At 68.3% G+C, this 12,199-nt stretch carries 13 protein-coding genes; 7 read left to right on the top strand and 6 right to left on the bottom strand.

The features are described 5' to 3' along the window. Both ACWEOO_RS13530 and ACWEOO_RS13525 read right to left on the bottom strand, forming a co-directional pair. Complete coding sequence (locus tag ACWEOO_RS13530; RefSeq protein WP_452143213.1) at nt 1-420, bottom strand: Rv3143 family two-component system response regulator; 420 nt, start codon at nt 418-420, stop codon at nt 1-3. A 58-nt stretch (nt 421-478) separates the two neighbouring features. After that, complete coding sequence (locus ACWEOO_RS13525) at nt 479-1,396, bottom strand: cytochrome c oxidase assembly protein (RefSeq protein WP_452143212.1); 918 nt, start codon at nt 1,394-1,396, stop codon at nt 479-481. Between the two features lie 31 nt (nt 1,397-1,427). On the opposite strand from ACWEOO_RS13525, the gene ctaE reads away from it, so the two are divergent. From ctaE to qcrB, 4 genes are read left to right on the top strand one after another with little or no spacing between them, the layout of a single operon-like run. Further along, complete coding sequence (ctaE, locus tag ACWEOO_RS13520; RefSeq protein WP_452143211.1) at nt 1,428-2,141, top strand: aa3-type cytochrome oxidase subunit III; 714 nt, start codon at nt 1,428-1,430, stop codon at nt 2,139-2,141. Further along, nucleotides 2,138-3,004, top strand: a complete 867-nt coding sequence (gene qcrC / locus ACWEOO_RS13515) for a cytochrome bc1 complex diheme cytochrome c subunit (protein ID WP_452143210.1) — start codon at nt 2,138-2,140, stop codon at nt 3,002-3,004. Before ctaE ends, qcrC begins: the two co-directional genes overlap by 4 nt. Nucleotides 3,005-3,060: 56 nt before the next feature. Next, nucleotides 3,061-4,053, top strand: a complete 993-nt coding sequence (qcrA, locus tag ACWEOO_RS13510; protein WP_452143319.1) for a cytochrome bc1 complex Rieske iron-sulfur subunit — start codon at nt 3,061-3,063, stop codon at nt 4,051-4,053. Then, entirely contained in the window at nt 4,050-5,723 is a 1,674-nt protein-coding gene (gene qcrB / locus ACWEOO_RS13505; protein ID WP_452143209.1) for a cytochrome bc1 complex cytochrome b subunit, read from the top strand. The genes qcrA and qcrB overlap by 4 nt, the downstream gene beginning before the upstream one ends. Nucleotides 5,724-5,771: 48 nt before the next feature. On the opposite strand, the gene ACWEOO_RS13500 is transcribed toward qcrB, so the two are convergent. Beyond that, nucleotides 5,772-6,236, bottom strand: a complete 465-nt coding sequence (locus tag ACWEOO_RS13500) for a MarR family winged helix-turn-helix transcriptional regulator (protein ID WP_452143208.1) — start codon at nt 6,234-6,236, stop codon at nt 5,772-5,774. A 41-nt stretch (nt 6,237-6,277) separates the two neighbouring features. On the opposite strand from ACWEOO_RS13500, the gene ACWEOO_RS13495 reads away from it, so the two are divergent. The 3 genes from ACWEOO_RS13495 (at nt 6,278) to ACWEOO_RS13485 (ending at nt 9,543) form a co-directional block, all read left to right on the top strand. Next, nucleotides 6,278-7,108 (top strand): alpha/beta fold hydrolase, encoded by an 831-nt coding sequence (locus ACWEOO_RS13495; protein WP_452143207.1) that lies wholly within the window; start codon nt 6,278-6,280, stop codon nt 7,106-7,108. A gap of 33 nt (nt 7,109-7,141) precedes the next feature. Then, nucleotides 7,142-7,621, top strand: a complete 480-nt coding sequence (locus tag ACWEOO_RS13490) for a pyridoxamine 5'-phosphate oxidase family protein (protein WP_452143206.1) — start codon at nt 7,142-7,144, stop codon at nt 7,619-7,621. A gap of 98 nt (nt 7,622-7,719) precedes the next feature. Further along, nucleotides 7,720-9,543, top strand: coding sequence for a DUF222 domain-containing protein (locus ACWEOO_RS13485; RefSeq protein WP_452143205.1), 1,824 nt, complete (start codon nt 7,720-7,722; stop codon nt 9,541-9,543). A 353-nt stretch (nt 9,544-9,896) separates the two neighbouring features. Here ACWEOO_RS13485 and ACWEOO_RS13480 read toward each other — a convergent pair whose 3' ends face one another. From ACWEOO_RS13480 to ACWEOO_RS13470, 3 genes are all read right to left on the bottom strand, one after another. Next, complete coding sequence (locus ACWEOO_RS13480; RefSeq protein WP_452143204.1) at nt 9,897-11,126, bottom strand: MFS transporter; 1,230 nt, start codon at nt 11,124-11,126, stop codon at nt 9,897-9,899. A gap of 61 nt (nt 11,127-11,187) precedes the next feature. After that, nucleotides 11,188-11,895 (bottom strand): DUF4386 domain-containing protein, encoded by a 708-nt coding sequence (locus tag ACWEOO_RS13475; protein ID WP_452143203.1) that lies wholly within the window; start codon nt 11,893-11,895, stop codon nt 11,188-11,190. Further along, complete coding sequence (locus ACWEOO_RS13470; RefSeq protein ID WP_452143202.1) at nt 11,858-12,160, bottom strand: hypothetical protein; 303 nt, start codon at nt 12,158-12,160, stop codon at nt 11,858-11,860. The genes ACWEOO_RS13475 and ACWEOO_RS13470 overlap by 38 nt, the downstream gene beginning before the upstream one ends. Nucleotides 12,161-12,199: the final 39 nt, after the last annotated feature.

Raw genomic sequence — 12,199 nt, 5'->3', positions numbered from 1 at the left:
TCAGGCGGTGGTGGCGGGGAGCTTGGTCAGCCGCTGCCGGAGCAGCTCCGCGGTGACCTCGGCCAGCTTGATCGGGTCGATCGGGTGCGAGACCGCGCCCTCGGCCCGCGACCAGGTCGCCAGCCAGGCGTCCTGCGGACGGCCGGTGATGACCAGGACCGGCGGGCACTGGAAGATCTCGTCCTTCAGCTGCCGGGCGATCCCCATGCCGCCGGCCGGGACGGCCTCGCCATCGAGGATGGCCAGGTCGATGCTGCCCTTGTCCATGGTCTTGATGACGGCCGGCTCGGTGGCGCACTCGACGTACTCGAGCTCGGGCAGATCGGCCGCGGGCCGCTTGCCGAGGGCCAGCCGGACGGACTCCCGCGTCGTACGGTCGTCGCTGTAGACCAGGACCTTCAGCGGACGCTCTGAACTCATCGATCCATCCCAAGCTGTGTTCTGAGGAAGACTGGACATTCAAACAACACCGCGCATGCTACCGGGGCGCCTGTTCGGCCCGGCGAGCCTGTTCCTCCAGGCGGTCCAGCCGCCGGTCCTCACGGCGCGCCTCACGCTGCGACTCGCGCACCCACTGGACGAACAGTACGGCGAAGAACACCAAGCCGACGATGTCACCCGAGCCCCACAGCAGACCGCCGGCGATGTACTGGTCGTGCAGCGGCGACGGCGGCCAGGACCGGCCGAAGCTGGTGTACCAGTCCTCGGCGATCAGCGTGTTCGCCGACATGATCGTGATGCCGAGGAAGGCGTGGAACGGCAGGGTGAGGAACACCAGGATCAGGCGGAACGGGTAGATCACCCGGCCGGGCACCGGGTCCAGCCCGAGCAGCGGCCAGAAGAACAGCGATCCGACCAGGATGAAGTGCAGGTGCAACAGGTCGTGCAGCACGGTCGAGTGGAGCGTCGCGTCGTACCAGCTGCTGAAATAGAGCGCCCACGGGCTCAGCACGAACAGCGTGAAGCCGATCAGTGGGAAGCAGATCACCTTCGCGAACCGTGAGTGCAACACGGAGAGCAACCATTTCCGCGGCTGTTGCGGCAGGGTCCGCAGCGCCAGCGTGACCGGAGCGCCGAGCGCCAGCGCGAGCGGCGTCAGCATCGACAGGATCATGTGCTGCACCATGTGCACGCTGATCAGCACGGTGTCGTAGGTGCCGAGCGCGGACTGGGTGGCGATCACGGCGCTTCCCAGGCCGACGCCGACGAAGGAGAACGTCCGGCCGCGGGACCACTTGTCGCCGCGTTTGCGCAGCCGGTGGACGCCGTACAGGTACACCGCGCCGAGGAGAATGATCACGCCGAGTAACACCGGTTCGAAGGTCCATGCCGTCAGCAACCGGACCGGAGTCAGCGGCTCGATCCGGTCTCCGGGCGTGGCGTGAAGGGGAAGCACGCTTCCACAGTAGAAACAACGGTTCGGCGACATGCACGGGGGTGGTCGTGGCACTGAACAGCGGGACCGACATAATGACCGCGTGGCCACTGCAACCGCGCTCCCAGCGTCTCGTGAACACGGACACCACGACCGTCCCAGCATGGTCAGTGTCGGCACGATCGTCTGGCTCTCGAGCGAACTGATGTTCTTCGCCGCCCTGTTCGCGGCGTACTTCACGATCCGGTCGGTGACGACCGCCGCCGCGGCTCCGGGGACGGAGACGCTGTGGCAGCTCTCGACCGAGCGCCTGGATGTGCCGTTCGCCTCGGTGAACACGCTCATCCTGGTGGCGTCGTCGTTCACCTGCCAGTTCGGCGTGTTCGCTGCCGAGCACGGCCGGGTGGGCCGGACCGGCTCGGTGCTGAACCTCCGCTCCTGGGGCATGCGTGAGTGGTTCATCCTCACGTACATGATGGGCGCGGTCTTCGTCGCCGGTCAGGTGACCGAGTACACCGCACTGGTGCAGGAGGGCCTGACGATCTCGTCCAACGCGTACGGCTCGGTGTTCTACCTGGCCACCGGATTCCACGCGCTGCACGTGACCGGCGGCCTCATCGCTTTCGTGTTCGTCCTGGCCAGGACGTACATGGCTCGTAAGTTCACCCACGAACAGGCCGTCTCGGCGATCGTCGTGTCGTACTACTGGCACTTCGTCGACGTGGTCTGGATCGCCCTGTTCGCGACCATCTACCTGCTCAAATGAGTGAGAAGAGACCTTCCTTGTCACCGGCGCGCTTTCTCTCCGCGCGACGACGGCACCGGTCCGCCGGCCTCGTCGTGCTCCTGTTCGGCCTCCTGGCAGTGGGCTCGGCGTACGCCGCCTTCGCCCCTGACAACGCGGTGGCGGACAACTCGGCCCAGTCCCAGCAGATCGAGGAGGGCAAGAAGCTCTTCGCGGTCGGCTGTGCCAGCTGCCATGGCCTGAACGCCGAGGGCGGCGGGAACGGCGAGGGCAAGATGGCCGGCCCGTCGCTGATCGGCGTCGGCGCCGCCGCGGTCGACTTCCAGGTCGGTACCGGCCGGATGCCGGCGATGCAGCCGGGCGCGCAGATCCCGCGCAAGGCCCCGGCGTACACGGAGGAGGAGATCGAGGCCCTGGCCGCGTACGTCGCCTCGCTCGCCCCGGGTCCCGCGGTGCCGGCGTCGGAGTCGTACGACGTGAGCAAGGCCACCGACGAGCAGGTCACCCGCGGTGGCGAGCTGTTCCGTACCAACTGCACGGCGTGCCACAACTTCGCCGGTCGCGGTGGCGCACTGCCGAACGGCAAGTACGCACCGTCGCTGATGGGTGTCAGTGAGAAGCACATCTACGAAGCCATGCTGACCGGCCCGCAGCAGATGCCGGTCTTCTCCGACCAGGTCATGCAGCCGGAGGACAAGCGCGACATCATCGCGTACCTGAAGGCCCTGCAGACGCAGAAGGACCCGGGCGGCTTCGGACTGGGCCGGCTCGGCCCGGTGTCCGAGGGCCTCTGGGGCTGGTTCGTCGGGATCGGCCTGCTGGTGGGCGTAGCGGTCTGGATCGGCGCCAAGGGCGTCAAGGCCAAGGGAGCGAAGGCCAAGTGAGCGACGACAAGAACCTTCCGGTCAAGCCGGAGGACGAGCACGGCAGCGCCGTAGAGGTGGCGGAGCCGATTCCGGACCCGGGTCTGGAGCCGCACGAGCCGCGGATCACCGACATCGACCCGAAGGCGGCCGACCGCGTCGAGCGCCAGGTGTCGGCGATGTTCGGCCTGGCGACGCTGCTGGTGCTGGGCTCCTGCGTGGCGTACTTCGCGATCCCGCGGGACTCGATCCTCGAGTTCGGCCCGCTGTCCGGCAACGCGAACAACATGGTCATCGGCCTGTGCATCGGGCTCGCGCTGTTCCTGATCGGGGCGGGCGCGATCCAGTGGGCCAAGAAGCTGATGGTCGACGAGGAGATCTCCGAGGACCGGCACCCGGCGCACTCGTCGCCGCAGCAGATCGCCGAGATCACCGAGGCGTTCCAGCAGGGCACGGCGGAGTCCGGCTTCACCCGGCGCAAGATGATCCGCAACTCGCTGATCGGCGCCCTCGCCGTCCTCGGCCTGCCGGCCGTCATCCTGCTCCGCGACCTCGGCCCGCTGCCGGGCCGGGCGCTGTACAACACGATCTGGGCGAAGGGCATCCGGGTCGTCAACGACGTCACCGACCGCCCGATCAGGCCGTCCGACATGGTCGTCGGCCAGCTGGTCAACGCGGCGCCGGCCAACCTGGCCCCGCTGCAGGAGGAGAACCCGGCCGAGTACCAGAACGCCAAGGCGAAGGCCGCGGTGATCGTGGTCCGGATCAAGCCCAGCGAGATCCGCACCCCACCGGGCCGGGAGAACTGGGGTGTCGACGGCATCCTGTGCTACTCGAAGATCTGCACCCACGTCGGCTGCCCGATCTCCCTGTACGAGCAGACCACGCACCATGTGCTCTGCCCGTGCCACCAGTCGACCTTCGACCTCGCGGACGGCGCCAAGGTCGTCTTCGGCCCTGCGGCCCGGCCGCTGCCTCAGCTACCGTTGGCAGTGGACAGTGAGGGCTACCTGGTTGCGCAGAGCGGCTTCACCGAGCCGGTCGGCCCGAGCTTCTTCGAACGAGGGTGACAACAGTGTCAACAAGCACAGAGTTCCCTGGACCGGTCAAGTGGGTCGACGATCGCCTCGGCATCGCGAAGATCGGCAAGAAGAACCTGCGGAAGATCTTCCCCGACCACTGGTCGTTCATGCTGGGCGAGATCGCGCTCTACAGCTTCATCATCCTGATCCTGACCGGCATCTTCCTGTCGTTCTGGTTCAAGCCCTCGATGGCCGAGGTCGAGTACCAGGGCTCGTACAGCCTGCTCAAGGGCCTGCACATGTCGGAGGCCTACGCCTCCACGCTGGACATCACCTTCGACGTCCGCGGCGGCCTGCTGGTCCGGCAGATCCACCACTGGGCGGCCGTGCTGTTCATCGCCGCGATGATGGTGCACCTGCTCCGGATGTTCTTCACCGGCGCGTTTCGCAAGCCGCGGGAGCTGAACTGGCTGATCGGCTTCGGGATGCTGTTCCTGGGCATCATCGAGGGCTTCCTCGGCTACGGCCTCCCCGACGACCTGCTGTCCGGTACCGGTCTGCGGATCACCAACGGCATGATCCAGGCGTCACCCGTGGTCGGCACGTACATGAACTTCTTCATCTTCGGCGGTGAGTTCCCCGGCGACGACTTCGTCTCCCGGTTCTTCATCGTCCATGTGCTGCTGATACCGGGCATCATCCTGGCGCTCGTCACGGTGCACCTGTTCCTGGTCGTGTACCACAAGCACACGCAGTACGCCGGTCCCGGCCGGACGCAGAAGAACGTGGTCGGCTACCCGCTGTTCCCGGTGTACACGGCCAAGGCCGGCGGCTTCTTCTTCGTGGTGTTCGGCATCACCGCGCTGATGGGCGCACTGATGCAGATCAACCCGGTCTGGCTGTACGGGCCGTACAACCCGGCCGAAGTGACCGCGGGATCGCAGCCGGACTGGTACATGGGCTGGCTGGAAGGCGCGGTCCGGATCTTCCCCGGCTTCGAGTCGACGTTCTGGGGCATCACGATCAGCTGGAACCTGCTGATCCCGGCCCTGATCATCCCGCCGGCGTTCGTCACCCTGGTCGCGCTGTATCCGTTCATCGAGGGCTGGATCACCGGTGACAAGCGCGAGCACCACCTGCTCGACCGCCCGCGGGACGTCCCGACCCGGACCGGTATCGGCGTCGCGTTCATCACCTTCTACGCACTGCTGTGGATCGGTGGCGGTAACGACCTGATCGCCACCCACTTCGGCATCTCGCTGAACAACGTGACGTGGTTCCTGCGGTTCGCGGTGATCCTCGGCCCGATCCTGGGCTTCTGGATCGCCCGCCGCTGGGCGATCTCGCTGCAGCGGGCCGACCAGGAGCGGCTGCTGCACGGTCTGGAGACCGGCGTGATCATGCGCGACGCGGACGGCAAGTACACCGAGAAGCACCAGCCGATCTCGACGTACGAGGCGTACTCGCTGACGGCGCGGGACCGGGTCGTGCCGCACGAGCTCGGTCCGGAGACGGACGAGAACGGCGTCCGCGCCCCGCGCCGGGCGCTGCACAAGGCCCGCGCCGCACTGTCCCGCTTCTACTACGCCGACGCCGTCCAGAAGCCGACGACCGCGGAACTCGAAGAGGCGCACGAGCACGCGCACGACGCCGACGAGATCCACGAACTGACAGAGGAGACGGAGACCTACCGCGAGGTCACCAGCGACCGCTCCTGACGTCGTACGCAGCGCGAAGGGCCCCGGCAGCTGCCGGGGCCCTTTCGTTTACCCCAGCGCGTCCGAGACCGCGCTCAGGTACTCCTTGACCACGGTCTGCTCGTCGGGGCCGAGGCCCTGGGTGGTGACGATCAGCCGGTCCAGAAGCGGGCCGAAGAACTGCCAGCCGAGGGCCACCGCACTGTCCGAGACCTGGAGACGGGCGCTGCGGCCGTCTGTACGGCTTCTGAGGCGTTCGACATGGCCGGCGGCCTCCAGGCGGTGGATGACCGCCGTCGTCGCCTGAGAGGTCATTCCAAGCTGTTGAGCGAGCCATCCTGGTGTGGCGTCGGCTCCGGCGCGTTCGGCGTCCAGGAGGCGTACCAGGGCCCGGACGTCGGTGCCATGCAGGCCGGTCGTCCGCGCGAACTCCCCCACCGCCAACTCGAGCCGTAGGGCGACCTCGCGCAGCAGGTGCACCACGTCCAGCGCGGCGGCCCGATCCGGGTCGGACGGTGTCACTCCTTCTCGCATACTGCTCAATTTACCTCACTGAGTGAGCTATTCTCGGCAGCATGAGCTTTCAGGACACGTACGACGGCCTGCTCGCGCGCTGGGGCGTGCCGGTCGAGCAGCTCGAGCTGACCGACGAGTTCGGTACGACGCACGTGAACGCGTGCGGTCCCGCCGACGGGCCGCCCGTCGTACTGCTTCCGGGTCACGGCGCTACCTCGCCGGTGTGGTTCACGGTCGCCCCGCGGCTCGCGGAGCAGTACCGGGTGTACGCGGTCGACCTGATCGTGGACGCGGGCCGCAGTACCAACACCGGTCGGACCCCTAAGACACCGGACGACCTGCACAGCTGGCTTTCCAACACGTTCGACGGCCTCGGCATCGAGCGGGCCGCGCTGTGCGGTCACTCGTACGGCGCCTGGATCGCGCTCACGTACGCGATCGCTCACCCGGAGCGGGTCGAGCGCCTGGCTCTCCTTGACCCGACGGACTGCTGGACCGGTCTGCGCCTCCCGTACATCCTCAGAGCGCTGCCGAGCCTGCTGCGCCCCTCCCGCGAGCGGACCACCGCGTTCCTACGCTGGGAGACCCAGGGTCTGCCCCTCGACCGCCAAGTCCTGGAGCTGGCCGGCCTGGCCGCGGAGCAGCCGTCTACACCGTTCGTCCGCACCAAACGCCCCAGCGACGACCAGCTACGCGACGTCACTCCCCTGGTCTTCGTTGCCGGCCGCAGCAAGAGCCAGGACGCCGCCCACCTCACCGGCCGAGTCACAACGCTCTCCCCCGGCGCAACCGTCGTACAACTCGACAGCGCGACCCACCATTCGCTCCCGTCGCTGGATGCGGATGAGGTCGCTCCGCCGCTGCTGGCGCATCTGGTCAGGAATCGATAAGCAGGCTGCTGACGTCGCGTCTAGCGTTGGGGCATGACTGAGGTATTGGCAGAGCTGCAGGATCGAACCTTTGAGCGTGCCACGGCAGCTACGGCGAGCACCTATCCGCCGGAGCGCCGGCTCACGGCCGAGCAGCTGACGAGCTATTTGAGGCGCCGTGAGTACGCGGTGGTCGGTACGAGCCGGCCGGACGGTCGGCCGCATGCGTCGATGTCGATGTACGTCCGCAGCGGCGGCGCTTTCTGGCTGCCTGCTGTGGCCGGCTCGATCCGCGCGCGCAACCTGCGGACCAACCCCTGGCTGACGCTGGTGGTCGCCGAGAACGACGACGAGAGCCACATCGCCGTCATCGCCGAGGGTCCGGCCGAGCTGGTCGCACTCGACGACCTGCCCGACGACCTCCGCGCGGCCGTCGATCGGAGCTGGCCGAATGTCTGGAAGTGGGTCGACGTTTGGATCGTGCTGAACACCGAGCGCGTTCTGTCGTACGCCGCTGAGGACGCCCAGCCCTAGTCCGCGGCGGGTGTGGGCTGTGTGGGCCCACGAATTGCCCACAAAACAAGGGGATTCTGGTTCGGTGATCGTCGGAGCCTGCGTCTAGTGTCGACGGCATGGAACTCCTGGGTGAGCGGCCGGCGTGGTCGATGGGCGGCGGCGAACTGCTGTCCACTCTCGACGCGCTGGACGCCGAGATCGCCCGCCTGGAGGCCTACCGACTGACCGTGGTCGCGGCTGTGGAGAGCACCGGGTACGCCGCTGAGCTCGGGGCGCGCGACACTGCGGAGCTGCTGCGTTTCCGGTACCGACTGGACGCCCCGGCCGCCCGCCGTACGCTCCGACTCGCCCAGGCGCTGGAGCACCACCCAGCCGTCTCTGCCGCCCTCGCCGAGACCGCCTCCTGCGAGGCTTCCGACATCCCCGAAGACAGCACGGCCGAAGGCCGCATTGCAGACGCCGGCGCTTCTGAGGGCGGCGCTGACAGTGGCTGGCTGCTCCGTCCGACGCAGGCGGCCGCGATCGTGTTCGGTCTCGACCGGGTCCGGTCACGGGTCCCAGTGGAACACCTGGACGCGGCCGCGGAGCAGTTGGTCGAGCTGGCCGGCCACCTGTCACCCGGCGAACTACGCACCGCCGCCAAAGAGATCGCCGACCTGCTGGACTCCGACGGCCCCGAACCCGAAGAACATAAGGCGTACGAACGGGAGTCCCTGACGCTGTCGGCTGCGGACAACGGCGTGAAGTTCAAAGGGTTCTTGGCGAACGAGAACGCCGAACTCCTGCGCGCCGTCGTGCACGCCGGCGCCCGCCCACACAAGACCGTCGACGGCGAACACGACCCCCGCCCGCGCGACAAGCGCCAGGCCGACGCGCTGTCGGACGCCTTGAGCATCGCCGCCGCCGTGTGGGACACCACCGGCCCCGCAGCCGGCCGCACAGCCGGCCCCGCCATGGGCACCGAGGGTGCCGCGAGCACCGCGGGTACAGGTGGTGCCGCGAGCACCGCGGGTACAGGTGGTGCCGCGAGCACCGCGCGTACAGGGGACATGGCAGGCACCGCGGGTGCCGCAGCTTCGGCGCCTGAGGGCGCCGCCGGTACAGGTGGTGCCGGGAGCACCGCGGGTACAGGTGGTGCCGCGAGCACCGCGGGTACAGGGGGCATGGCAGGCACCGCGGGTGCAACGGCTTCGGCAGCTGAGGGCGCCGAGAGCGCCGAGGACACAGCCGGCACCGCGGGCACCGCCGGCACCGCCGGCACCGCGGGCACCACGGGCACAGGTGGTCGGGTGGCTCGGTTTGGGGCGAAGGCGAACATCACCGTCACGATCGACCTCGACGACCTCAGGTCCGCGACCGCGGACGCGATCGGGCGCACCGTCTACAGCGGCGGGCTGTCCGCGGCCACGATCCGGCGGCTGGCCTGCGACGCGAACATCATCCCGTTGGTGCTGGGCTCGAACTCGGAGCCGCTGGATGTCGGCCGCCGCGTGCGGCTGGTCACCAAGCCGATACGCCGCGCCCTGGACGCCCGCGACCGCGGCTGCGTGGTGTGTGGAGCCCCGCCGATCATGTGCGACGCCCATCACCTGATCTCCTGGATCGACGGCGGCGACACCAAAGTCTCGAACCTGGCCCTGTTGTGCCGCCGCCACCACGTCGACCTGCACAACGGCCACTGGACCATCACCATCAGCAACGGCGTCGTCCACGTCACCCGCCCCAGCTGGGCCGAACCCGCACACCCCCACCGCTTCCGCCGACGGGCCGCCGCCCCTAGACCGAACCATCCACCCACCGCACCACCGGGCGCACCGCTCGGCGCGCTGTTCGGTGGTGGTGAGGTGGTGGCCGTTGGCGTGCGTTCGAAGTGGCAGGCGGACGACGCCGTCCTCCAGGAGGCTGCTGACTTCGCTCTGACCGGACCACCGACCGGCTAGGTCAGAAACACGCAACGGCCTCCCAGGCGCGGGCATGCGCGCGGAGCGCCTGTGGTTGAAGGGCAGGAGCGAACGGAGCCTGCCTTGTCGGCGGCGCCAGGCGGCGCCCGCGAGACACCACTGCAGCCGACACCGAGATCAGATGCGTACGGCAACCGCGCATGCCGGCAAGGCCGGCCGACAAACCAGTCGCCGCGCAGCGGTGTCCGTTGACCACTCCGACCACACAGCAACTGCGGCCGCGGACACCTCTGACACGACGCACCAGTGCCTGGCTCCTCCCGGATCCCGCACAGCCAGACACGGCTGGCTGTGCCGAGACCACGGAGACAGCGCTCGGTGACTGTGGAGGGTCATCTGACCCGCTTCACACCGAGGATCGCGGCAGCTCCCAACGTGGCGGACAAGCCCGCGGCTGTGTAGAGGACGGCGTAGCTGCCGTTGCCCAGGACCAAGATTCCCGGCGCGAGGGCGGGGGCGACGAAGAACGGGAGGGCGCTGGCGATGTTGAAGACTCCGAGATCCTTTGCGGCGGTGGCTCGGTCGGGGAGGACGTCGGCGACGAGAGCGAGATCGACGGCGACGTACAGGCCGAAGCCGAGGCCGCTGATCGCCATGCCGGTGAGGTAGCCGGTGAAGGTGTCGGAGACAGCGATGACGAACATCGCGACGCCGTACAGGATCGACGCCGTGACGACGAGGATCTTTCGCCGGCCGGTCCGGTCCGAGAGGTAGCCACCGACGAGGGATGCGGCGATCAGGAGGACGGACTGGGCGAGAGTGCCCAGGAAGATCTGATGCGGTACGTCGGCCTCCGGGCTGCCGATCTGATCCAGGAGGTAGTAGGCCTGGTAGGTGGCGAGGAAGGCGTAGGCCAGCACCAGCAGGAACCGGCTGGTGAACGCCCAGGCGAAGTCGGGGCTCGTGCGTGGGTTGAAGTAGAAGGTACGGAGCAGTTCCCGGACCGACCACGGCGGCCTGTCCGCCGGGTCGAGCCGGCGATCCGTCAGGGTGACCGCGAAGAGCAGGACGAAGAACCCACCGATCGCGCACGGAGCCAGGAACATCAGGAGCCGGTTCCCGGTGAACAGCTGAACCAGATAGGTCGCGGTCACCGACGCGACGGGCAGACCGATGCCGAGGAATCCCGCGACCGAGCCGCGTTGGGTGACCGGGACCTGGTCCGGCAGGACGGCCACCAGAGCGGCGAGCAGAGCGTTCAGGGCGAGTTGCGCGAGGCACCATCCGACCAGGACAACGGCGACAGTGGGTGCCAGCGCGACGATCAGGATGCCGACGCACCCGCCGCCCAGGCCGGCGACCATCCACGGCCGGCGCATGCCCAGTCGTGAGGACGTGCGATCACTCAGCTTGCCGAAGAACGGGTTCGCGATCATCGACACGACGGATCCGGTCCCGGCGACGAGTGCCAGGCTCTTCGGAGCCTGTTCGATCCCGACGAGCGAGTTGACCTTCAGCGCCAGGGTGACCAGCAAGGGAGCGAGGAACACCAGCGACGTACCCATCGATGCCAGGGCATAGCGCGAGACGAAGCCCCACCCGACCCGGTCCGGTTCCCTCACATCAGCGATCATCCAGGCGAATGCGGCCCACCGCCATCGGCGGTGGACCGCACCGGGGACGTCAGTCGACCTTGGTGAGACCGGCGGTGACCGGCGCCGGCTTGAAGCCCTTGAAGGCCATCCAGCCGCCGACCGAGAGCTCCCAGCAGGCGACCGGGACGGTGGCGAGCATCGTGATGGCCGAGGTCTGCTCGTTGTGGCCGAACACGGTCGCGACGTTGGCGGTGAACAGCAGCGGCGCTCCGATGAGTCCCAGGGTGGGGATGATCCGCGGGACCAGCCGCGACTGGTACATCAGTGTGCCGAGCAGTACGGCGTTGATGGAGGCCATGAACCCCGGACCGAACAGGAACGTCCAGTCGCGGACGGCCACGAGCGCCTGGCTGGCTCCCGTCGTACCGGTGCCGTTCTGGTTCAGGGTGACGACCGCGAGCAGGCTGACGACCCCGGTCATGATGATGGCGGCCTCGAGCAGCCGTGACGTGACGAAGCCGAGAGCGAGGGCCTGGTTCTGACGCTTCAGGACCGGGAACAGGGCCACTGCGCTACCGATACAGGCGAGGGCGTTGACGAAGTCCAGGAAGCCGGCCGACAGGAGCTGGGTGTCGTGACCGGCGGCGACGGTGAGGTCCGGGTTGACCGCCGAGCCGATGACGGCGAAGGCGGGCAGGGACGCCGCGAACGTGAGCAGGTAGAAGATGCCGGCTGCGCGGGCGTGATTGCGGGTCGGGTCACTGGTCCCTGTGGTGGGTCGTGCGGTGGTGGTCATGGCTGTCTCCGGTCTTCGGGTCGTGCGGATCTTCAGGGTTGGCATGCGGATCGGGCTCCACCTGGGCGACCGAGAGGAGGGGGAGGCCGAGGTCGCGGAGTCGTTGCAGCAGCCCGTGCAGGGCGGCCTGGTCCACGACGGGGCCCCTGATGGTGGTGGTGCCGTCAGCGGTGGCAGTGAGGGCGAGCCCGTCGAACCACGCCGACCACCGCGGATCGAGGCGCCCCCCGAGGCGGATCTCGTACCACTGCGGCGTGCTGTTCACGGGACGCTCCTCTTGTTCGATACCCGCAAACTAGGAGCC

The organism is Kribbella sp. NPDC004138 (genome assembly GCF_053603655.1).
The sequence above is the reverse complement of the archived record's forward strand: the minus strand, read 5'-3'. Positions and strand labels throughout refer to the sequence as shown.

Excerpts from the sequence above, each read along its gene's own strand:
- ACWEOO_RS13485 (WP_452143205.1), top strand. The coding sequence starts at position 7,720 with ATGGAACTCCTGGGTGAGCGGCCGGCGTGGTCGATGGGCGGCGGCGAA.
- ACWEOO_RS13500 (WP_452143208.1), bottom strand. The coding sequence starts at position 6,236 with ATGCGAGAAGGAGTGACACCGTCCGACCCGGATCGGGCCGCCGCGCTG.
- ACWEOO_RS13475 (WP_452143203.1), bottom strand. The coding sequence starts at position 11,895 with ATGACCACCACCGCACGACCCACCACAGGGACCAGTGACCCGACCCGC.
- ACWEOO_RS13495 (WP_452143207.1), top strand. The coding sequence starts at position 6,278 with ATGAGCTTTCAGGACACGTACGACGGCCTGCTCGCGCGCTGGGGCGTG.
- ctaE (WP_452143211.1), top strand. The coding sequence starts at position 1,428 with ATGCACGGGGGTGGTCGTGGCACTGAACAGCGGGACCGACATAATGAC.
- qcrC (WP_452143210.1), top strand. The coding sequence starts at position 2,138 with ATGAGTGAGAAGAGACCTTCCTTGTCACCGGCGCGCTTTCTCTCCGCG.
- ACWEOO_RS13490 (WP_452143206.1), top strand. The coding sequence starts at position 7,142 with ATGACTGAGGTATTGGCAGAGCTGCAGGATCGAACCTTTGAGCGTGCC.
- ACWEOO_RS13530 (WP_452143213.1), bottom strand. The coding sequence starts at position 420 with ATGAGTTCAGAGCGTCCGCTGAAGGTCCTGGTCTACAGCGACGACCGT.